Source organism: Campylobacter sp. GB48, assembly GCF_049221845.1.
GTDB lineage: Bacteria > Campylobacterota > Campylobacteria > Campylobacterales > Campylobacteraceae > Campylobacter_D > Campylobacter_D lari_C.
Window position 1 is genome coordinate 1 of record NZ_JBMJAR010000006.1, and the last position, 21364, is coordinate 21364.

The 21364-nt window shown below is 29.3% G+C and carries 25 protein-coding genes and 1 tRNA gene; 18 read left to right on the top strand and 8 right to left on the bottom strand.

Features of this window, described 5'->3' with window-relative positions; all coding sequences use genetic code 11:
• The first annotated feature begins 138 nt into the window (after nucleotides 1-138).
• Nucleotides 139-1902: a hypothetical protein gene (locus tag ACOTVC_RS04500; protein WP_421627823.1), complete on the top strand. Its 1764-nt coding sequence runs from the start codon at nucleotides 139-141 to the stop codon at nucleotides 1900-1902.
• 72 nt (nucleotides 1903-1974) lie between these two features.
• Here the strand turns inward: ACOTVC_RS04500 and ACOTVC_RS04505 are convergent, their stop codons facing one another.
• Entirely contained in the window at nucleotides 1975-2385 is a 411-nt protein-coding gene (locus ACOTVC_RS04505; RefSeq protein ID WP_039641403.1) for a PepSY-like domain-containing protein, read from the bottom strand.
• A gap of 114 nt (nucleotides 2386-2499) precedes the next feature.
• Here ACOTVC_RS04505 and ACOTVC_RS04510 point away from each other — a divergent pair, with 114 nt between their 5' ends.
• Together ACOTVC_RS04510 and ACOTVC_RS04515 are read left to right on the top strand one after the other, a co-directional pair.
• Nucleotides 2500-3030, top strand: coding sequence for a rhomboid family intramembrane serine protease (locus ACOTVC_RS04510; RefSeq protein ID WP_039641405.1), 531 nt, complete (start codon nucleotides 2500-2502; stop codon nucleotides 3028-3030).
• A complete protein-coding gene (locus ACOTVC_RS04515) occupies nucleotides 3027-3518 on the top strand; it encodes a phosphohistidine phosphatase (protein ID WP_039641406.1) in 492 nt (163 codons plus the stop codon). The genes ACOTVC_RS04510 and ACOTVC_RS04515 overlap by 4 nt, the downstream gene beginning before the upstream one ends.
• Nucleotides 3519-3940: 422 nt before the next feature.
• Here the strand turns inward: ACOTVC_RS04515 and ACOTVC_RS04520 are convergent, their stop codons facing one another.
• Complete coding sequence (locus tag ACOTVC_RS04520) at nucleotides 3941-4123, bottom strand: hypothetical protein (RefSeq protein ID WP_039641408.1); 183 nt, start codon at nucleotides 4121-4123, stop codon at nucleotides 3941-3943.
• A gap of 93 nt (nucleotides 4124-4216) precedes the next feature.
• Between ACOTVC_RS04520 and ACOTVC_RS04525 the strand changes: the two genes are divergently transcribed.
• The 5 genes from ACOTVC_RS04525 (at nucleotide 4217) to ACOTVC_RS04545 (ending at nucleotide 9235) form a co-directional block, all read left to right on the top strand.
• On the top strand, nucleotides 4217-4900 hold the full coding sequence (locus tag ACOTVC_RS04525) for an aspartate/glutamate racemase family protein (RefSeq protein ID WP_039641409.1): 684 nt from the start codon (nucleotides 4217-4219) through the stop codon (nucleotides 4898-4900).
• A complete protein-coding gene (locus ACOTVC_RS04530) occupies nucleotides 4900-5967 on the top strand; it encodes an integrase/recombinase (RefSeq protein ID WP_039641411.1) in 1068 nt (355 codons plus the stop codon). Before ACOTVC_RS04525 ends, ACOTVC_RS04530 begins: the two co-directional genes overlap by 1 nt.
• Nucleotides 5968-6012: 45 nt before the next feature.
• Nucleotides 6013-6381 carry a hypothetical protein gene (locus tag ACOTVC_RS04535; RefSeq protein ID WP_039641413.1) on the top strand — a complete coding sequence of 123 codons (369 nt, stop codon included), beginning with the start codon at nucleotides 6013-6015 and terminating at the stop codon, nucleotides 6379-6381.
• A gap of 440 nt (nucleotides 6382-6821) precedes the next feature.
• Nucleotides 6822-8078 carry a UDP-N-acetylglucosamine 1-carboxyvinyltransferase gene (murA, locus tag ACOTVC_RS04540; RefSeq protein WP_039641415.1) on the top strand — a complete coding sequence of 419 codons (1257 nt, stop codon included), beginning with the start codon at nucleotides 6822-6824 and terminating at the stop codon, nucleotides 8076-8078.
• The gene (locus ACOTVC_RS04545) at nucleotides 8075-9235 is read left to right on the top strand and encodes a molybdopterin molybdotransferase MoeA (protein WP_039641417.1); all 1161 of its coding nucleotides are present in this window, start codon (nucleotides 8075-8077) and stop codon (nucleotides 9233-9235) included. Before murA ends, ACOTVC_RS04545 begins: the two co-directional genes overlap by 4 nt.
• A 30-nt stretch (nucleotides 9236-9265) precedes the next feature.
• Here ACOTVC_RS04545 and ACOTVC_RS04550 read toward each other — a convergent pair whose 3' ends face one another.
• A complete protein-coding gene (locus tag ACOTVC_RS04550) occupies nucleotides 9266-9562 on the bottom strand; it encodes an invasion antigen C (RefSeq protein WP_039641419.1) in 297 nt (98 codons plus the stop codon).
• 107 nt (nucleotides 9563-9669) lie between these two features.
• On the opposite strand from ACOTVC_RS04550, the gene ACOTVC_RS04555 reads away from it, so the two are divergent.
• The 9 genes from ACOTVC_RS04555 (at nucleotide 9670) to murG (ending at nucleotide 16788) form a co-directional block, all read left to right on the top strand.
• Nucleotides 9670-9744: transfer RNA gene (locus ACOTVC_RS04555), tRNA-Gly, on the top strand.
• Nucleotides 9745-9815: 71 nt separating this feature from the next.
• Nucleotides 9816-10484 (top strand): flagellar basal body P-ring formation chaperone FlgA, encoded by a 669-nt coding sequence (flgA, locus tag ACOTVC_RS04560; RefSeq protein ID WP_052241381.1) that lies wholly within the window; start codon nucleotides 9816-9818, stop codon nucleotides 10482-10484.
• On the top strand, nucleotides 10481-11059 hold the full coding sequence (locus ACOTVC_RS04565; protein WP_039641421.1) for a UbiX family flavin prenyltransferase: 579 nt from the start codon (nucleotides 10481-10483) through the stop codon (nucleotides 11057-11059). The genes flgA and ACOTVC_RS04565 overlap by 4 nt, the downstream gene beginning before the upstream one ends.
• Complete coding sequence (gene coaD, locus ACOTVC_RS04570) at nucleotides 11059-11538, top strand: pantetheine-phosphate adenylyltransferase (RefSeq protein ID WP_080749655.1); 480 nt, start codon at nucleotides 11059-11061, stop codon at nucleotides 11536-11538. Before ACOTVC_RS04565 ends, coaD begins: the two co-directional genes overlap by 1 nt.
• On the top strand, nucleotides 11529-12113 hold the full coding sequence (gene tmk / locus ACOTVC_RS04575) for a dTMP kinase (protein ID WP_039641425.1): 585 nt from the start codon (nucleotides 11529-11531) through the stop codon (nucleotides 12111-12113). Before coaD ends, tmk begins: the two co-directional genes overlap by 10 nt.
• Entirely contained in the window at nucleotides 12106-13332 is a 1227-nt protein-coding gene (gene hisS / locus ACOTVC_RS04580; protein ID WP_421627828.1) for a histidine--tRNA ligase, read from the top strand. Before tmk ends, hisS begins: the two co-directional genes overlap by 8 nt.
• Entirely contained in the window at nucleotides 13329-15158 is a 1830-nt protein-coding gene (gene speA, locus ACOTVC_RS04585) for a biosynthetic arginine decarboxylase (RefSeq protein WP_087684674.1), read from the top strand. Before hisS ends, speA begins: the two co-directional genes overlap by 4 nt.
• The gene (gene cysE / locus ACOTVC_RS04590) at nucleotides 15155-15760 is read left to right on the top strand and encodes a serine O-acetyltransferase (protein WP_039641431.1); all 606 of its coding nucleotides are present in this window, start codon (nucleotides 15155-15157) and stop codon (nucleotides 15758-15760) included. Before speA ends, cysE begins: the two co-directional genes overlap by 4 nt.
• Entirely contained in the window at nucleotides 15757-16788 is a 1032-nt protein-coding gene (gene murG / locus ACOTVC_RS04595; protein WP_087684677.1) for an undecaprenyldiphospho-muramoylpentapeptide beta-N-acetylglucosaminyltransferase, read from the top strand. Before cysE ends, murG begins: the two co-directional genes overlap by 4 nt.
• Here the strand turns inward: murG and ACOTVC_RS04600 are convergent.
• From ACOTVC_RS04600 to ACOTVC_RS04620, 5 genes are read right to left on the bottom strand one after another with little or no spacing between them, the layout of a single operon-like run.
• Nucleotides 16781-17398 (bottom strand): YggS family pyridoxal phosphate-dependent enzyme, encoded by a 618-nt coding sequence (locus tag ACOTVC_RS04600; protein ID WP_039641434.1) that lies wholly within the window; start codon nucleotides 17396-17398, stop codon nucleotides 16781-16783. The two genes, murG and ACOTVC_RS04600, sit on opposite strands and share 8 nt — an antisense overlap.
• Nucleotides 17399-17404: 6 nt before the next feature.
• A complete protein-coding gene (locus ACOTVC_RS04605; RefSeq protein WP_039641436.1) occupies nucleotides 17405-18652 on the bottom strand; it encodes an RNA polymerase factor sigma-54 in 1248 nt (415 codons plus the stop codon).
• Complete coding sequence (gene lptB, locus ACOTVC_RS04610; RefSeq protein ID WP_087684681.1) at nucleotides 18652-19377, bottom strand: LPS export ABC transporter ATP-binding protein; 726 nt, start codon at nucleotides 19375-19377, stop codon at nucleotides 18652-18654. Before lptB ends, ACOTVC_RS04605 begins: the two co-directional genes overlap by 1 nt.
• Nucleotides 19370-19777 (bottom strand): tRNA (adenosine(37)-N6)-threonylcarbamoyltransferase complex ATPase subunit type 1 TsaE, encoded by a 408-nt coding sequence (gene tsaE / locus ACOTVC_RS04615; RefSeq protein ID WP_421627831.1) that lies wholly within the window; start codon nucleotides 19775-19777, stop codon nucleotides 19370-19372. The genes lptB and tsaE overlap by 8 nt, the downstream gene beginning before the upstream one ends.
• On the bottom strand, nucleotides 19774-20022 hold the full coding sequence (locus tag ACOTVC_RS04620; protein WP_039618276.1) for an RNA-binding S4 domain-containing protein: 249 nt from the start codon (nucleotides 20020-20022) through the stop codon (nucleotides 19774-19776). The genes tsaE and ACOTVC_RS04620 overlap by 4 nt, the downstream gene beginning before the upstream one ends.
• A 113-nt stretch (nucleotides 20023-20135) precedes the next feature.
• Between ACOTVC_RS04620 and ACOTVC_RS04625 the strand changes: the two genes are divergently transcribed.
• Complete coding sequence (locus tag ACOTVC_RS04625) at nucleotides 20136-21356, top strand: argininosuccinate synthase (RefSeq protein WP_214099418.1); 1221 nt, start codon at nucleotides 20136-20138, stop codon at nucleotides 21354-21356.
• Nucleotides 21357-21364: the final 8 nt, after the last annotated feature.

Here is a 21364-nt window from a genome sequence, read left to right on the forward strand (position 1 = left end):
TAAAAGATTTTTATAGTGATAAACATAAACTCCTTATTAGCAAACTCTATCACATTAAGCTTAAATATTTAAGCTTAATGTAGATTAAGTAGATTCTGGGGAGAGGATTAAATATAATTTAAAGTAGACAGGAAAAGCATGCTAGATAAAATTTTGTATCATTATTATAATGAAGATTATCATAAATGTTTAGAATATAGTGAGGCTTATTTAGAACAAGATCCTAAAAATGCTTTAGAATATGCTATGATGGCTTCTTTTAAAATAGGTGATTATATAAAAACCTTGCATTATGCAAAACAAATTTTTCATTTATGTCCTAGTAGTTTTTATGGTTTAATGCTTGCTAAAGCACTTTTATTTAATAAGAATTTTAATGATGGTATTAGCTTACTTGAAGAGCTTTTACAAAGACAATGCTTTTTAAAAGATGAACTTATTTTAGAACTTGCCTTTGCTTATCAAAACATAGGACGCTTAGAAGAAGCACAAAGATTATATAAAATAGCCTTAGATAAAGATATGTATAATCTTGATTTGTGGAAAAATTATGCTGAGCTTTATTTTAAAAGCAATTTTGAAAAAGCTTTGAATGCTCACAATGAGCTTTGTGATTTTATCCAAATCATGATACAAAAATTACAAAAGAAAGAATTGATAGAAAAAAAATTCACCAATGGTACGAATTTGCAAGATAGACTAGAAGAAAAAACCCAAGAAAATCTAACTGTATTTAAAATGCAAGAATATTTAAATACAAAAATCTTACCCCAAAAGGCTTATTTGCTTTTTAAACTTTTGAGATTACAAGAATCTTTAACATTATTTGAAAGTCTATGTGAATACAATCAAGACAATGCACAATTTTGGCAAAACTATGCAAAAGTACTAGAATTGAGTGCTCATTATCAAGATGCTTATAATGCTTATCAAAAGGCATTGAGTTTGCACCCACATGCAACTTATCAGTTTGATTTGGCTTATTTATTGATGCGTATGGGAGAAAATGATAATTTCGAAGAGGGTAAAAGAGTGTATGAAAGTAGATTATTTTATGCTCATAATGAAACCTTCTCTCCTTATCATTATAATAAAACCATACAAGCTTTTAACAAAGAAGGCATACAGGTGTTTAAAGACAAGCAAATCTTAGTTTTTTGTGAGCAAGGCTTTGGAGATACTATTATGTATGCAAGATGTTTAGAAAAGCTTTGTCAAATAGCTTCTAAGGTTTTATTTGCTCCTCAAAGTTTAATGTATGAAATGTTTAAAAACCAAGTCAAAGAACTGAGTAAACAAAATGATATGTTTTCTAATTTAAAAATTTTAAAAGACTTTCCAAAAGAATTTGATTATGCTATGCCCATTTGCTCTTTACCTTTACTTTGTGATATTAAACTAGATGAAATTTCTAAGTTACATACTCCTTTAATAGCTTTAGAAAAACCAAAGAACAAAAAGAAAAAAATAGGAATTTTTTGGTTTACTCCTAATGCTGCTAATTCAGATTTATTAAGAAATGTAGAATTTGAATTTTTAATTTATGCTTTAAAAGATTTAGATCTTGATCTTGTGTCTTTTCAAGTAGAAGGAATAGATGGATTGAATTTGCCTGATCAAATTGAAAATAGAGGAGTACAATTAAAAAATTGGAACGATACAGTATATCATTTAAAAGATATTGATGTTATGGTAAGTATAGATAGTGCTATAGCACATTTAAGCTTAGCTTTAGATATACCTACTATAGTGCTTTTAGCTCCTAGATTTGATTGGCGTTGGGGTAGGTTTGAAAACCCTAAGAGTTATTTTTGGCCTAAGGCAAATTTACTTACCTTTTCTAATGAAGAAGATACAAAGAAACAACTACAAAATTTAGTTCAAAATTTAATTACAAAATAACTGAAAAGTTAAATTGAAAAACAATTCAATGTTTGAATCAATCAAACATTGAATCTAAAATGTAATCTTTGTTTAATCATCAAATTTTTGTCTTAAAATCGTTCCATTGTTATCTATGTAAAGTTTCATTTGATTATTAAGTTTTATTTTATAATAAGAAATTTTTCTTTCTATTTCTATGATCGTTGTATTGGGATAAGTATTTTTAATGGTATTTTGTATTGCCAGAGGCAAAATTGCGTAATTTAGCGATCTAAAATTTTCAGCCTCTTTAAATTCTCCATTAAGTGAAAACTCAATTTCGCTTCCATCACTTAAATAAATCTCATAGGAATAACCATCTTGCTCTACTAGACCTATTTCTGCATTAAAATAATCTTTAATAAATTGTTTGATATTTACTGGCAAGGAATCGGGTGCTATGACTATACCAGCATTAAGGGTATTTAGTGTGATAAAAAAAGCTAAAGCTAGTTTTTTCATTTTTAACCTTATTTTATTTTTTGACGATATTGTATCTTATTAGTGTGAATTTTATGTGTAAGCTAGAATTTAAATAGCTTTTTGTTATAATTATTAAAAATACAAAGTAGGGCAATGGTAGCTTCTTTTTTAATCGCTTTAAATATCGTGATATTTATCTTTGTGAATTATCTTTATTTTGGATCTTTAAATTTAGATGTTATTTTAGGGTTAAATTTATTTTTCTTTCAAGGATTTTACTGGCAAATTCTAAGTTCAATGTTTATGCATGGAAATTGGCCTCATTTGATTTTAAATATGATAGTACTTTTTCAATTTGGCTCTATGCTTGAAAAATACTTAAAAAGTTTCAAATTTGCTTTGCTTTATTTAATCGGTGGAATTCTTTGCTCTTTACTTAGTGCTTTTTATGTGTATTTAAGCTTTGATGGTAGTTTTGTAAATGTAGTGGGTGCAAGTGGTGCTATATGTGTTTTAATGGGATATTATGCATATTTGGATAAAACTGCCACTAAAGGACTTATCGTAGCTATATTACTAATGAGTTTTGTACCTATTTTTATGGGTGTAAATATAGCCTGGTATGCACATATTTTCGGCTTTACATGTGGATATGTTTTGGGTAAATTTAAGGTTATAAGATGAAATATATCTATTTTATCCGTCATGCAAAGGCTCAAAAAGAAAACTACGAACAAGATTTACAACGAGAGCTTAGTTCTAGTGGAAAAGATGATCTAAAAACTATGATTTATAGGATTAAAGATTTAGAATTTAAAGCTCAAAGCATTATCTCAAGTCCTGCTAGGCGTTGTATAAAAACAGCACAAAAACTTTGCAAAAGCTTTTTTTTAAAAGAAAAAGATATTAAGATAGAAAAAAACTTTTATGATGGTAATTTAGAAGATGTATTGAAATTTATAAAAGAATTAAAAGAGAGTAGGGTAGTGCTAATTATGCATAATCCTTTATTGCAAGAACTTTGTGAATATTTAGCTCATATAGATTTAGAAAACTTTCCAACTTCTGCTATTTTATGCATGCAATTTGATATAAAAGAATTTAAAGATATAAAAGAACATAGCGGAGAAGTTGTGTTTTTTGATTATCCTAAAAGTCAAGAAAATAACTAATCTACATTTTTAAACTTCAATTTTATTTAAGCAAAAATACAAACTAAAATTTAGTTGAAATAAAAAATATACATCTTTAATCTTTCGTAGCTACATAAAATAACTTATAATATTTTTCAAAAAATTATACTTATTTTTTTATGGATAAGTTATTTTCACTCAAAAATTAAAATGCTTTAAAATACTATATTATAGGTATTTTAAAATACATTTTACTTACTAAAGTGCAGATAAATATAAAAGTTTGAAAATTATAGTTTTCAATACAAAATATATATAATTTCAAGATTTTACTATTTATCATATAATTTTACATATATATTAAGTTTAAATTAAAATATTTTTATGGGCTAAAAAAGCTAAAATAATGAGTAAAAAGGAAAATAAATATAAAAGGTTTAGCTTGTATGGATTTTTTAGTTCTATTTGGATTTTTGGATTAATCTTGAAAGTTGTCTTGCTAAAAGTTTAGCACTATTTTCATCTTTGCTAAGTTTTTTCATATTTTCTTTAAATTCATAAAGTCTTTTTTCTTGTGCAAAGTCATTGTTTGAAATATTGTTTTGTTTTACTTGCTTTTGCATGGTTTTTTTCTTAAAAAACATATCATTACCCTATTTTGTTTTTATAATTATAGCTTGATATTTTTTAAGTAAGATTTTTTTATAATTTTTATATTAATTTTAAAGGAAAAAAGTTTGAAAACCATAGGTTTAATAGGTGGAATGAGTTATGAAAGCACACTTAGCTATTATGAAATAATCAATAAATTAACAAATGAAAAATTAGGAAAATTACACAGCGCTAAGATAGTTTTAACTAGCGTTGATTTTGAAGAAATAGAAGAATGCCAACGTAAGAATGATTGGCAAAAAGCAAGTGAAATTTTAACCCAACATGCCCTACTTTTGCAAAAATGTGGAGTTGATTTTATATTAATTTGTACTAATACTATGCATAAATGTTATGAAAACATACAAAAAAACATTCAAATTCCTATCTTACATATAGCTAAAGCTATGCTTTTAGAGCTTCAAGAGCAAAAAATCGATAAAGTGTTGTTACTAGGAACAAAATACACTATGCAAGAAGATTTTTATAAACAACTTTTAATTAACTCAAAGATTGAAGTTTTTATCCCTAAAAGCAATGATGTTTTAAAGCTTAATGATATTATTTTCAATGAGCTTTGTAAAGGTATTATAAATAAAGATTCAAAAAAATATCTAGATGATTTGATTGCTCAATTTCCACAAGTTCAAGGAGTGATTTTGGGTTGCACTGAACTTGGATTGATTGTAAAAGAAAGCTCTAAAAAACTATTTAATAGTGTTTATATCCATGCCAAAATGGCTACTTTGAAAGCCTTGGAGAATAAGTGATGAAATATCCTCTAGATTGTGAAGAAAATTTTGAAAAGTCATTTTTATTTTGGCTTTGTAGATATGTGAAATTTAAGCTTAATTCTTTATCAAATAAGGAATTAAAAGACCCTCAAGCCTTGGCTGTAGTAAATTTAGCTCTAAGTAAGGGTGTTAAAAATATACAAGAGCTTGATGCTTATGTAAAAAAAGCAAGAAATGCAGGACTTAGTGGTGTAAATACGTATTTTAATCCTTTGAAAAAACTTTATGAATATTTGTTATTTTACAAGCTTTATTCGCTAAAACAAATTGATGAAGAGCTTTTAGTGGAAATTTTAGCAAGTATTAGCGCTTCTTTATCTGATGCGAGTAAAAAAAATTATCGTATAGCTGTGATTAATTTTTTTGCATTTTTAGATAAACAAAACGAAGAAGATCAAAAAGCACATATTTTTGATATCAACCTTAAAAATTGGGCAGGTGTAAGTGGCTCTAAAGGAGTTAAACTACCTGAGTATATGAGCGAAGATGAAGTGAGTAAATTTTTAGATGCTATTGATAATACAGATTTTAAAAGTAATACCATACGCAATCGCTTGATTATTAAAATCATCATTTTTACAGGAATTAGGGTTAGTGAGGCTATTAATATAAAATTAAAAGATATTAGCGAAGAAAATGATCTTTATATTATACGTATTAGAGCTAAAGGCAATAAATATCGCGTTGTGATGATTAAAAAAGAGCTTATAGAGCATCTTTTAAAAGATGTAAGAGTAAATTATCTTTCTTGCGATGGACTTTTATTTGTCAATCGCAATGGTAAAGCCCTAACCCAAGCTTACATTTCGCGTATAGTAGAACAAATTTTATTTAAAGCAGGAATTCGCAAGCAAAAAAATGGAGCTCATATGTTAAGACACACTTTTGCTACCCTACTTTATAAAAAACAAAAAGATTTAGTTTTAGTCCAAGAAGCACTAGGTCATGCAAGTTTAAATACTTCAAGAATTTACACACATTTTGATAATGAAAAGCTAAAATTAGCCGCAGAGGTAGCAAAAAAACTTCACGATAGAACTTAAATTTTTATAAAAAAATCCGATGTATCTTTAAAGAAAGGATGCATCATGCAAATAAATGATTATATTAGTAAAATTAATCCTTATATTTTAAATACTCAAAAAGAAGAAAAAGAAAGCAAAGAAAATAAGAATTTTATAGAGTTTAAATTTACTCAAGGTATAAAAGAGCTTGAAAAAAGCGTTAAAGAAAGTCAAAATGGAGAAAAATCAGAAGATGAGTTAAATAAACTTTATAAAGAACTTTCTAAAATACAAGCTAAAATAGCAGAATTAAATGCTAAATTACAATCAAGCCAAGATCCACAAAAAGCTCAAATGATCAATTCTCAAATTCAAAGTTTAAATTCGCAAATGCAAAGCATATATGCAAGGATAATGCAAATGCTAGATCAAGCTATGCAAAGTATACAATGATTTTAATACTTTTTAGCGTTTAAAAATACACTATAAGAATAATCAAAGCAAAAAGTTCAATCACGCCATAAATAGTCCCTAAAAATAAAAAACTCACAAAAGCAGCAGCCGCAGGTTTTATACAAGCTATCATGCTAGCTAAAAGCCCCTATTGTACCTATAAACACAATCGCGCTCATAGCTAAAAGGAATTTAAAGAAAAATTATGTTTTGGGATATTTCCTTGTAATAAGACAAAAAGTAAAAAAAGAAGTAAATAAACTAGTCAAGCCTATGATTAAAAACAAGCCATATTTTATTATGATAAGCTTAGTACTCAAAGAAAAATGCCAATCCAAGAGCTCAAAAAAGTCCAAATAACACCTTTAATCTTATTAATTTATATAATATTTGTAGTAAAATATTATTATATCATTATGTATATATTTTAAGGAAAATTAATGACTTATTTAGAGATTGATGGTGTTGAAAAGTTAAATGGAGAAGTGATAATAAGTGGTGCAAAAAACGCTGCGCTTCCTTTGATAGCTTCAAGTATTTTAGCTAAAAATGAAGTTCAAATTTCAAATTTACCAAATGTAGCAGATATTTGCACCCTACTTTCTTTGCTTGAAAACTTAGGAGCAAATTATACTTTTAAAGACAATTTTGCAAAAATAAATACAAAACATTTAAATAAAACCATAGCAAAATACGACATCGTGCGTAAAATGCGTGCTTCTATACTTACCTTAGGGCCTTTACTAGCTAGATTTGGAAACTGTGAGGTTTCTTTACCAGGAGGTTGTGCTATAGGCCAACGCCCTATTGATTTACACCTTTTGGCTTTAGAAAAAATGGGAGCTAATATTGAGATTAAACAAGGTTATGTGGTAGCTAGTGGAGGGCTTAAGGGTGTTGATGTGATGTTTGATAAAATCACTGTTACAGGTAGTGAAAATATCATTATGGCAGCAGCTCTAGCTCATGGCAAAACTAGACTTTTAAATGTTGCTAAAGAACCTGAAGTGGTACAACTTTGTGAGGTTTTAGCTAGGGCTGGGCTTGATATACAAGGCATAGGTTCTTCTGAGCTTGAAATTTATGGCACAAGTGGAGAGCTTTTAGAATTTAAACCTTTTGAAATCATTCCTGATCGTATTGAAGCAGGAACTTATCTGTGTGCAGGTGCTATCACTAACTCAAAAATCACTCTAAAAAAAGTCAACGTAAGTCATCTTAGTGCAGTTTTGGCAAAGCTAGAGCAAATGGGCTTTAGCTTTGATATTAATGAAGATAGTATTAGTATAAATCCTGTTAAAGAAATCAAACCAGTTGAAATTTTAACTAGCGAATATCCAGGCTTTCCAACAGATATGCAAGCACAATTTATGGCTTTAGCTTTAAAAGCAAATGGTACAAGTATTATTGATGAGAGATTATTTGAAAATCGTTTTATGCATGTAAGTGAGCTTTTAAGAATGGGAGCTGATATAAGATTAAACGGGCATATTGCTACTATAAATGGCACTAAAGAGCTTTTGGGAGCTGATGTTATGGCTACTGATTTGCGTGCATCTTCTGCTTTGATTTTAGCAGCTTTAGCAGCTAAAGGTACAAGTAAAATTCATAGAATTTATCATCTTGATAGAGGGTATGAAAATTTAGAAGAAAAATTTAAAAAACTAGGTGCAAGTATAAGAAGGCTTGAAGAATGAGAGATATTTTTGCAACTTTAGATTTTTTAAAAGAACAAATCAAAGCAAAAAATGAATTTCAAAGAGTAAAATTGACACAGGCTTTGGGGTGTATTTTATATAAAGATGTTTTTGTGAAAAAAAACCTACCCGCTTTTGATAATTCTGCCCTAGATGGCTATGCATTAAATTATACACATAAGAATGAATTGCTAGAAATAAAAGGAAGTATTTTAGCAGGCGATAAAAATGATTATATTATAGAAAAAAATGAATGCTATAAGATTATGACAGGGGCTAAAATTCCTCAAAATGCAAATACCATTTTAATGTTTGAAGAAGCTTTGCTTGAAGATGAAAAGCTCAATGCTAAAAACGCTAAAGAAAACAATGCTATCCGCTTTAAAGGCGAGGAAGCAAAGCTTGGAGAGCTTTTGTTTAAAAAGGGACAAAAAATCACTTCAGGTATGGTAGCTATGCTTGCTGCTCAAGGAATTTATGAGTTAAATGTTGTTAAAAAATTGCGTGTTGGGATTTTTTCAAGTGGAGATGAGCTTGTAGAGCCTTGGGAAAATGCTGATGAATACAGCATATACAATGCAAATGCTTTTGGAATTTATGCTATTTTGCAAGATTATGCTGATGTTGAATATTTAGGACTTATAAAAGATGATTTAAATGCATATAAAAAGCTTTTAGAAAATAAGGAATTTGATATACTTATAAGCAGTGGTGGAGCTAGCGTGGGTGAGGCTGATTTTATCAAACAAGCTTTACTTGAGTGTGATTTTAGCCCTATTTTTGAAAAAGTAAATGCTAAACTTTGCAAACATGTAAAACTTTTTAGCAAAAGCGATATGCTTTTTCTAGCCCTACCAGGAAATCCTTTGGCTTCTTTAGTTTCAACGCATATTTTTGCAAAAAATATACTCAATTTACTTGATGGTAAAGAACTTTTGGAATTTGATAAAGCAAGATTGACTAAAGATTTAAATTTCAAAGGTCAAAGAAATGATTTTGCTTTTGGAAAATTAGTCGATGGTTATTTTAAACCAAGCGAAGCTAAATTTGGCTCAGGTATGCTAAAACCTTTATGTGAAAACACGCATATTTTAATCACGCAAACTGATGATACAAAACTAATAAAAGATCAAGAAGTGAAGGTTTTAAAAATTTAATAGGGTATTGCACTACCCTATTTTGAATGATTAATTTCTTGCTTTATCTAAGGTTTTAAAAAGATTATTTAAGATATTTTCTTCATTTTTTTGGTATTTGCTTTGGCGTAATTTATCCCAAGCATATACACTATAATCTTTAGAGATTGAACCTATATTTAAATCTGTATTACTAAAAGCATTGTTGCTATCTTTTTTATACTCTTTTTCTTCTTTGTCTTTAAGTGCATTAAGTGTAGCTTGAAATTCATCTGAAGATGTGTTTTTTTCTTTGATTTTTGTCATATTATTTAGGGCTAGCGGATTATTTTTATCATTTACTTGCATGAGAACTCCTTTTAAAATTTAATAATCACAAGCAAAAAACATTCCTTAATTTTAAAAACTTGACAATAAAATAAAGTTTTGATAAAATCACACTCTACTTTTAAAATGCGGGAATAGCTCAGGGGTAGAGCACAACCTTGCCAAGGTTGGGGTCGCGAGTTCGAATCTCGTTTCCCGCTCCACTTCTTTTAACTAAAATCAAACTTTTTTAATGTATTATACGATTAATATATTTTTATAAAAGGTTGCTGTATTGTTTTTTAAGCAAATCATTTTAGTTTTATTTTTTTATGCTTTTAGTTTTGCTTCGAATTTTGATGAAGTAAAATTAGCTTTGATTAAAGAATTTAAGACAAATTATCCGCAACTAGAAATCATTTCTTTAGATCTTAACACTCAATCAAGTTTGCCTGCTGATTTTAATCAATACATTTTTTTAAAACTAGGCAATCATAATTTTGATAGAGCTGATGGTTTTGTAAAGGCTGAATTTAAAACTCCAGAGCAGTTTAAAAAAAATATATTTTTTAAGTATTTTTTAAAGGCAAAATTAGAAGTTTTACAAACCACGCGTCCTATTGCGCGTAATGAAAATTTAAGCCCTGCTAGTTTTAAAATTTTAAAAATTCCTTTTGATAAAGCTCCTCAAGGTGTATTAAAAAAAGATGAAATCGCAAATTTAATAGCCAAAAGCAATATAAGAGAAAATATGATTTTAAAATATAATATGTTTAAAACTAAAACCCTTATACAAAGAAATGATTCTGTTTATGGAGTTATCAAAGATGGGGATTTAAGCATGATAATAGAATTAAAAGCCTTGCAAAGTGGGAATTTAAACCAAAGAATTCGTCTTAAAAATAAAGATGGAAAAGTCGTGCATGGTAAAGTTATTAGTAAAAATTATGTGGAGCTAAAATGAAAAAAATTTTAGTAGGTATTAGCGGGGCTAGTTCTTGTGAACTTGGTTTTTTATTGTTAAAACATTTAAAAGAAAAAGGGCAAATTTATGCCATTGTGAGTAAAAATGCAAAAATAAGCTTTGCAAAAGAAAATTCTCTTTTAGAAAATATAGACTTTTTGCAACACATAAAAGATAAATTTGAGCTTGAACATGTAAATTTTTTAGATAATGAAGATATTAGTCAATGCGTTGCAAGTGGATCTTTTGGCATAGAAACGACTTTTATCACACCTTGCTCGATTAATACTTTGGCAAAAATTGCTTGTGGTATAAATGATACTTTACTTACAAGAGCTGCAGGAGTGGCTTTAAAAGAACGCAAAAAACTCATACTTGGGGTAAGGGAAATGCCCTATTCTACTTTAAATTTAGAACAAATGGTTAAACTTTCTAGCTATGGAGTTATCATCGCTCCTCCTGTAATGGCAAGTTATGCTAAGATTGATAATTTAGAAAAACTATATAAATTTATCATAGGAAAATGGCTTGATCTAGCAAACATTGAGCATAATTTATATCAAAGGTGGCAATGATGGCTAATTGTATATACCCAGGGACATTTGATCCTATCACTAATGGACATTTAGATGTGATCATTCGAGCTAGCAAGATGTTTGAAGAAGTAGTTGTTGCCATAGCTAAAAGTGAGAGTAAAAAGCCTATGTTTAGCTTAGAGCATAGAGAAAAAATGGTAAAAATTGCTACAAAAGACTTAAAAAATGTTAAAATTACAACTTTTGATAACTTACTAGTAGATCTTGCTAAAAATTTGCAAATAAATATCATTATAAGAGGCTTAAGAGCGGTGAGTGATTTTGAGTATGAATTACAACTTGGTTATGCAAATCACATGCTTTGGGAAGATTTTGAAACTTTATATCTTATGCCAAACTTAAAAAATTCTTTTATTTCAAGCTCCATAGTAAGATCAATTTGTATGCATAATGGCGATGTGAGTAAGCTTGTGCCAAAAGAAATTATACCTTTATTAAAGGAGAGAGATTGTATATAGCTTTTGAAGGGGTTGATTGTGTAGGCAAAAGCACGCAAATAGAGCTTTTAAAAAAATATTTTCATAATGCATTTTTTACTAAAGAACCAGGTGGAAGTGAGCTTGGAGTGCATTTGAGAAAAATTTTATTAGAAAGTAAAATGCAATTTTCTAAAAAGGCTGAGCTTTTGCTTTTTTTAGCAGATAGAGCAAATTTAATCGACATGCATTTAGCGCATAATAAAAACAAACTTATCATTTCAGATCGTAGTTTTATTTCTAATATGGCTTATGCAAGATGTGATTTTGATCAAAAAATTTTATTTGAGTTAAATTCTTTTGCCACAGGTGGACTTTTTCCACAAAAGGTTGTGTTTTTGCATGGTTCTAAAGAGCTTATTGAGCAAAGACTTTCTAAAAAAGATTTAGATAGTATTGAAAAAAGAGGGATTGAATATTTTCTAAATATACAAAAAGCTTTAGAAGAAACTTTAGAGTTTTTAAAAACTAAGATAGATATAAAAATTTTAAAATTAGATGCTTCTTTGAGTATTGAAAATTTACATGAAAAGATTAAGGAATTTATAGATGATTAATGCTTTAAAAGGAATGAAAGATTTACAAGATGATCAAGCCGTTCTTTATGAAAAAGTAGTAAAAACTTGTGAAGAAGTGGCTAAAAACTATTGTTTTACCTTTATTAATTGTCCACATTTGGAACTTACTAAGCTTTTTAAAAGAAGTGTTGGGGAAAGCTCTGATATAGTTGGCAAAGAAATGTATGAATTTGTTGATAAAGCAGGTAATGATGTGTGTTTGAGGCCTGAAGGGACAGCTGGGGTGGTAAGATCATACATAGAAGCTAAAATGGATAAGGCTCAAAGTGTTAAAAGATGGTTTTACCATGGTTCTATGTTTCGCTATGAAAGGCCACAAAAAGGAAGATTGCGTGAATTTCATCAATTTGGTGTAGAAAGCTTTGGTATAGCAAGTGTGTATGAGGATGCGAGCATTATTTTAATGCTAAATGAAATTTTTAAACGCTTAGAAATTCATACAAGTTTGAAAATTAATTCTTTAGGCTGTAAAGAATGTATGGGTGTATATAAAGAAAAACTCATAGCTTTTTTAAATTCTAAAGAAGGTTTTTGTGAGGATTGCTTAAGAAGAAAAGACTTAAACCCTATTAGAGTGCTTGATTGTAAAAATGATCATTGTCAAAGTTTAATCGAAAATGTGCCAAAACTAAGTGAAAATTTATGCCCATGTTGTAAAAAAGATTATGAAAAATTGCAAAAACTTTTAAAAGAAAATGATGTTGAGTTTGAGTGTGATGAGAAATTAGTGCGTGGGCTTGATTATTATTCTAAAAGTGCATTTGAGTTTGTTAGTGATGAAATCGGTGCAAAAGCTGCCGTAGCAGGTGGTGGAAGGTATGATAGATTGATTGAATACTTAGATGGCAAAAGTGGCTATGGTGTGGGTTTTGCTATGGGTATAGAAAGGATTATGGCTATTTTAGAGCAAAAACAAAGCGTAAAAGCTAGAGAAGGGATTTATCTTTGTGCTATGGATGAAGCTTATATAGATACTATTTTTAAACTAGCAAATACTTTAAGAAAAAAACATAAAGTATATATAAGTTATGAAGCAAAAAAACTTGCAAAGCATTTAAACCAAGCAGATAATACTAATGCTAAAATCTTTTTGTGTATAGGTGAAGATGAAATGCAAAAAGAAGAGATTTTTTATAAAAATTTAGAAAATAAAGATATTAAAAATATAAAATTAGCAAATTTGGAGAATGAGTTATGATTGATTATGGTATTAATATTTGGGGTGCGAATAATTTTATCATCGAAAATGGCAAAGTATGTGTAAATCATGGTAAAAAACCTGCCATTATAGATATAGTAAATACTTTGCGTGATGATGGCTATAAGGGGCCATTATTGCTTCGTTTTCCTCATTTAATCCATAAACAAATTGAGCAAATTTATGATAAATTTTCTAAAGCAAAAAAAGAATTTAACTACAAAGGTTCTTTTAATGCTGTGTATCCTTTAAAAGTTAATCAATATCCAGGTTTTGTAAAAAATTTAGTTAATCTAGGCAAAGAATATAACTATGGTTTAGAAGCAGGAAGTAAGGCTGAGCTTTTACTAGCTATGGCTTATAATAATGAAGGCGCTCCTATAACGGTTAATGGTTTTAAAGACAAAGAACTCATAAATATGGGCTTTATAGCGTGTGAAATGGGTCATAATATCACTTTAACCATGGAAGGGCTTAATGAGCTTGAAGCGATGATTGAAATTGCTAAAAATCGTTTTAAGCCAAAACCAAATATAGGCTTAAGGGTGCGTTTGCATTCAGCTGGAGTAGGAATTTGGGCAAAAAGTGGTGGTATAAATTCAAAATTTGGTTTAACATCTACTGAGCTTATTGAAGCAGTAAATCTTTTAAAAGCTAATAAACTTTTAGATCAATTTACTATGATACATTTTCATTTAGGCTCGCAAATTACTGAAATTCATCCTTTAAAAAAAGCTCTAAATGAAGCGGGTAATATCTACACCGAGCTTAGAAAAATGGGGGCAAAAAATTTAAAAGCTATTAATCTTGGCGGGGGTTTAGCAGTAGAATATTCTCAGTTTAAAAATGAAACAAGTAGAAATTACACCTTAAGTGAATATGCAAACGATGTTGTGTTTATTTTAAAAAGCATAGCAGAACAAAAAAAAGATTTAGAACCTGATATTTTTATAGAAAGTGGGCGTTTTGTAGCAGCTAATCATGCTGTTTTAGTAGCGCCTGTTTTAGAGCTTTTTTCTCAAGAATACACAGAAAGCAAACTTTTATTAAAAGATAAAAATCCAAAACTTATTGATGAACTTTATGATTTGTATAAAAACATTAAAGCTTCTAATGCGCTTGAGTATTTACATGATAGTATTGATCATATGGAGAGTATTTTAACCTTGTTTGATTTGGGTTATGTAGATTTACAAGATCGCTCTAATAGTGAAATTTTATTGCATTTGATTATGAGAAAAGCTATTTCTTTAGTGGGCGATCAAGCTGATTTATCGAGTTTGCAAAATGAAGTACAAGAAAAATATTTAGTGAATTTTTCAGTATTTCAGTCTTTGCCTGATTTTTGGGGCTTGGAACAAAATTTTCCTATCATGCCACTTGATAGACTCAATAAAAAACCTACAAGAAGTGCAAGCATATGGGATATAACTTGCGATAGTGATGGAGAAATTTCTTATTCTAAAGACAATCCTTTGTTTTTACATGATATTGATGTAGAAGTTGAAGATTATTTTTTAGGATTTTTCCTAGTGGGAGCTTATCAAGAAGTCCTTGGTATGAAGCATAATCTTTTTACACATCCAACTGAAGCTTGTATAAGTATCAATGAAAAGGGTTTTGAAATAGAAAGTATACTAGAGGCTCAATCTATTTTAGATACTTTAGAAGATCTTGACTATGATATTCATGCAATTATGGATAATATTAATGAAAAAATTTATGCTTCAAAACTTGTTAATGAAAATCAAAAAAAGCATATTTTGGGTGAAATTTATTTATTCTTAAATGATAATGGATATTTAAAAAGCATAGGTTCTAAATGAGTATTTTTAAACTAATCAAAGAAGATTTTTCTATGCCAAAACAAAAAGATCCTGCATATAGATCTTGGGTGGAATTAGTTTTTAACTATCCTGGTGTTTGGGCTGTGGTAAATTATCGCTTTGCTCATTTTTTTTACCAAAAAGGTTTTAAAAAAATAGCAAGGATTGTTAGTGGAATTTCGCAGTTTTTTACTGGAGTTGATTTACATCCTGGGGCACATTTGGGTAGAAGGATATTTATAGATCATGCAAGTGGGGTTGTGATTGGCGAGACTTCTATTATAGGTAATGATGTTTTGATTTATCAAGGTGTTACTTTGGGTGGAACGAGTTTAGATAAAAACACTAAAAGACATCCCACTATAGAAGATGGCGTGATCATAGGTTCTGGTGCTAAAATTTTAGGCAATATTACCATAGGTAAAAACGCCAAAATAGGCTCAAATGCAGTTGTATTAAAAGATGTTGAGGCAAATTTAACAGCTATTGGCATACCTGCTTATATTAAAGAACATGGTAAGATTGATTATGAAGAAAAAATCGCTAAATTAGAAGCAAGGCTTGCTATTTTAGAAGAAAAGCTAAATAAAGAGGATAAATGATAGCAATTACAGGTGGAGGTACAGGAGGGCATTTAGCTATAGCTAGATGTTTATTACAAAGTGCAAGAAAACAAGGCATAGAATGCATTTACATAGGAAGTGAAAATGGGCAAGATAGACTATGGTTTGAAAATGAAAATAGCTTTTATAAAAAATATTTTCTAAGCTCTCAAGGCGTTGTTAATAAAAAAGGCTTAGCTAAGGTTCAATCGTTTTTGCATATTATAAAACTTGCAAGAAAAACAAAACAAATTTTGAAAGAACATAAAATTAAAGTAGTTTTTAGTGTGGGTGGATATAGCAGTGCTCCAGGCGCTTTTGGTGCTTTAATGGCAAATATCCCGCTTTTAATCCATGAGCAAAATTCAAAAATGGGAAGTTTAAATTCACTTTTAAAGCCTTTCTCTAAAGCTTTTTTTACTGCTTTTGATGATCAAATTAATAAAGCAAATACTTTCTTTTGTCCTTATCCTATTAATGAAATTTTTTCACAAAAAGCAAGAGTAAGAAAAGAATTAAAAAATATTATTTTTCTTGGTGGCTCTCAAGGGGCTAAATTTATAAACGATCTTGCTTTAGAAAATGCTTTATATTTTAAAGAAAAAGGCATAAATATCATTCATCAATGTGGTAAGAATGATTATGAAAGATGTAAAAAAGCTTATGAGGATTTAAATGTCAATGCAGATCTTTTTGACTTTGATAAAAATATTATGGATAAAATTTCTAAAGCAGATTTAGCCATATCAAGATCAGGTGCAAGTAGTCTTTTTGAGCTTAGTGCAAATTTACTTCCTTGTATTTTTATTCCTTATCCCTATGCAGCTAAAAATCATCAGTATTTTAATGCTTTGTATTTAAAAGAGCGTAATTTATGTGAAATTTTAACCCAAGAAGAAAAACATAAATTTTTAAACTTAGTGGAAAATTTCTCACTAGAAGAAAAATCTTTAGCCTTACAAGAATTAAAAAGTGAAAATGGTGCAGATTTTATGATAGAAAAAGCAAAACAAATGGGGTTTATTTAAATAAAATACTCCCCAAACGCACCATATTTGAGCCACATTTTATAGCTAGCTCAAAATCCCCGCTCATGCCCATAGAGCAAATTTTTGCCCCGTGTTTTTGTAAATTTTCATAGATTTTAAAAGTTTGCTCAAAACTTTCTTGAACTTTTTCCTCATCCATAGAGCCTATACACATAATGCCTACTAGATTTAAATTTTTACACTCTTCTTGTATTTGCAAATACTCTTCTATGGCCTTATTTTGCTCTATGCCACTTTTAGAACTTTCATTGGCAGTATTTATTTCTAATAAAGTATCTAATTTATAATCAAGTCTTTTATCTACAGCTTTGGCGCTTTTTAAACCATTGCAAGATTGCCAAAGCAATGGGTTTTGTTTGATTAAAAGATTGATTTTATTACTTTGGAGATTACCTATAAAATGCCATTTGATTTCTAAATCTTGAAGTTTTTCTTTCTTTAAAGCTAAAGCTTGAACTTGATTTTCTCCAAACTCTACAACACCTTGCTTAAAAAGCTCTCGAATTTGTTCATCTTGAACATACTTGCTAGCTGCTACTAAACGCACATTTTGTTTTATGGTTTTTTCAAAAATACTTTCTAAATTCATCTTTTCCTACATCAATTCATATAATTTTTTACGCTCACTTGAGCTTCCTATACCAAGTTGCATACGGTATTTTGTGATAGTTCTACGCCCTAGTTGCACACTTGGGAATTCTTTTTGAGTGAGTTCAAGAATTTTTAAATCACTCAAAGGTTTTTTAGGATTTTCTTTTTTAATTAAATTACTAAGAAAATCTTTAATAGTTGCATTAGAAGTTTCACCATCATCAACTGCGGTGGTAAAGAAAGATTTTAAAGGTATTAAGCCTCTGTCACAACTTAAGTATTTATTTGCAATTGCTCTTGAGATGGTAGAAGCATTTCTTTCAAGATCTTGTGCTAAGTCTTTAAGCTGCATAGGTTTAATATCCCCGCCCATGAAAAAATCATATTGATATTCTATAATCATTAATCCTAGTTTATAAAGGGTAGCTTTACGCATAGCTAATGCATCGATTAAATTTTTAGCATCTTTTAAATAAGCACTTAAAAACTCATGATCTAAGCCATCTGCCTCAAAAGCAATTTCGGGGTAATAATCATCATTGATTTTAATTTTAATTTCACCATTTTCTTGATAAATAAATATATCAGGAATGATTTCCATACTCTCTTCAAAATACTCTAAAAAAGGTGGAATAGAGATTTTTTTAATTATCGCTATAGCCTTTTTATACAAAGGATCTTTGATAAAATCTTTTGCATTTTCTAAATTTAAAATTAGCATTTTGCAAAACTCATAAAGCTCATCATCTAAGTCAAAATGCTCTAATGCAAAAATAAAAGCTTCTTGATTATCTTTTGCTCCTACTCCAACAGGATCAAGGTATTTAAATCTTTGTCTGATTTTTTCTACTTCTAGAGGATCAAATTCACCTAAAATTTCCTCATCATACTCAAAATAACCTTCATGGTTTAAACATTCTATGATTTTTTCAGCAATGGTTTGAGATTTTTTAGTAGGAAAAAATGGTGGTATGATTTGCTCGCTTAAAAGTTCATACACATTTTTTACTTCTAAGCTTTTTGCATCAATCATTTGCGTGGTGGTATTTTTACTAAAATATTCTTGATAATACTTGTTTTGATTGTTTGTAATACTTGAGTTTTCTTTGATCTCTATAAAAGGATTTTCTTTAGCAAATTCATCTAAACTTTCTTTTAGATCTTCAATGTTAGCTTGCAATATAGGAAGCCAAGATCTTAAGGTTTGTGATAGTTTTGCTTTTTGCGTTATAGAGGTTTTTTGTTTAAGCATTATTCAAGTCTAAACTCACTTCCAAGATAGTATTTTTTAACATCTTCATTATGTGCAATTTCATTAGCATTGCCACTAGCTAGCAACTTTCCGCTTCTAATCACATAAGCTCTATCGCAAATTGCTAGAGTTTCTCTTACATTATGATCAGTGATTAAAACACCTATATTCATAGCCTTTAAATCATTAATTAAGCTTTGAATTTCACTCACTGCGATAGGATCAACCCCAGCAAATGGTTCATCAAGAAGTAAAAATTTAGGATCGCACATAAGCGATCTTGCGATTTCACAACGCCTTCTTTCACCTCCACTTAAACTCATACCTTTTCTATGTCTAATAGGTTCTATGCTAAGTAATTCTAGCATTTGTTCTATCTTTTGTTCTAATAAATTTTTATCCTTATATATTACTTGAGCGGCTAAAAGTAAATTTTCTTCTACGCTTAAGTCTTTAAAAACACTACTTTCTTGAGGTAAATACCCAATACCAAGCTTTGCTCTTTTATTAAGTGGTTCTTTTGTGATATCTTGTGAGTCTAAAAACACCTGCCCACTTGTTGGTAAAATAAGCCCGCATATCATATAAAAACTTGTAGTTTTTCCTGCCCCATTAGGTCCTAAAAGTCCAACAACTTCCCCACTTTGTACTTCTAGTGAAACATCGTGTATGATTTTAGTTTTTTTAATGATTTTTTCTAAATTTCTAGCTTCTAGCTTACTCATGTATTATATACTTTCTTTTATTTTCACAAGGAATGATTTGTAAAATTATATTAAAAATTTGATATTTATCTAAATATTTTTTTAATTTTTCATCACCCCACTCTACCAAATGCAAACCCTCTTCAAAAAAATTTTCAATCAAACCATTTTTTAAAAGTCCATCAAAACCTTCTTGATAAATATCATAATGATACATTTTACCTTGTTGAAAATCATATTCTTGCATGATAGAAAATGTAGGAGAATTAAGTGTTTTTTCTATTCCAAGAAATTGAGCATAGTTTTGCACCAAAGTAGTTTTACCACTTGCTAAATCTCCTTGAAGTAAAATAACTCCATTTTTAGGTAAAATTTCACAAAGCTTGTAAAGCTCATTTTGACTTAAAATCATTTCTTTCATTGAATTTTTACCACATATTTTTCTTGCATAGCTTTTGGTATGCTTTTAGTTGTTGGTATGTCTAAGACTTTATAGATATTAGTATATTCTATAAATTTAATGCTTATTTCATCGCCAATTTTTACTTCTTTACTAGCTTTAACTACTTGATTGTTGATGCTTACTACGCCACTTTTACACATATCTTCTGAAATAGCACGACGCTTAGTAATATTAACTACATTTAAAAACTTATCTATTCTCATAAAAATATTTTATCAAAAAATACAAGAAAATGTTATAAAATGTCTAAATATTTTACATTATATTAAGCTAAATTCGTTAAATTTTAAAATTATTTTTACAAAGAGGAAAGACAATGAAAAAAGATATCAAAAAAGTGGTTTTAGCATATTCTGGTGGACTTGATACAAGTATAATTTTAAAATGGTTGCAAGATGAGTATAAATGTGAAGTGGTAACTTTCACAGCAGATATTGGACAAGGTGAAGAGCTTGAGCCTGCTAGAAAAAAAGCACTTTCTTTGGGCGTAAAAGAAGAAAATATTTTTATTCAAGATTTAAAAGATGAATTTGTAAAAGATTATGTGTTTCCTATGTTTAGAGCAAATGCTATTTACGAGGGAGAATATTTACTAGGTACAAGTATAGCAAGACCTTTGATAGCAAAAGCTTTAGTAGAAATAGCAAATAAAACAAAAGCAGATGCTATTAGTCATGGAGCAACTGGTAAAGGAAATGATCAAGTGCGTTTTGAATTAGGTGCTTTGGCGCTAAATCCAAATTTAGCCATCATTGCTCCTTGGAGAGAATGGGATTTGAATAGCCGTGAAAAACTCTTAGCTTATGCGCAAAAACATGGTATTGATATAGCTAAAAAACAAGGTAAATCACCTTATTCTATGGATGCAAATTTATTGCATATTTCTTATGAAGGTTTAGTGCTTGAAGATCCTGCGGCTAAACCCGAAGCAGATATGTGGCGCTGGGTGAAAGATTTAAAAGAAACTCCAAATGAAAGTGAAGTGATAGAGCTTGAGTTTAGTAAAGGCGATTTGTGTGCTATTAATGGAGAAAAAATGTCCCCTGCACAGCTTTTAGCAAAGCTAAATGAACTTGGTGCAAAACATGGTATAGGTCGTCTTGATATTGTCGAAAATCGCTATGTGGGTATGAAAAGTAGAGGTTGTTATGAAACTCCAGGTGGAAGTATACTTTTAAAAGCACATCGTGCTATAGAAAGTATCACTCTTGATAGAGAAGCAGCGCATTTAAAAGATGAATTGATGCCAAAATATGCAAGTTTAATTTATAATGGCTATTGGTTCTCACCTGAAAGATTAATGCTTCAAGCCTTAATTGATGAGTCACAAAAATATGTTAATGGCAAAGTTAAACTTGAGTTATATAAAGGTAATGTAATGGTAATAGGCAGAGAAAGTGTGAATGATAGTTTATTTAGTGAGGCTTATTGTACTTTTGAAGAAGATGTTGTATATGATCAAAAAGATGCAGCAGGTTTTATAAGATTAAATGCTTTAAGATTTATCATCGCAGGTAAAAATGGAAGAAAATTTTAAAAAAGGAA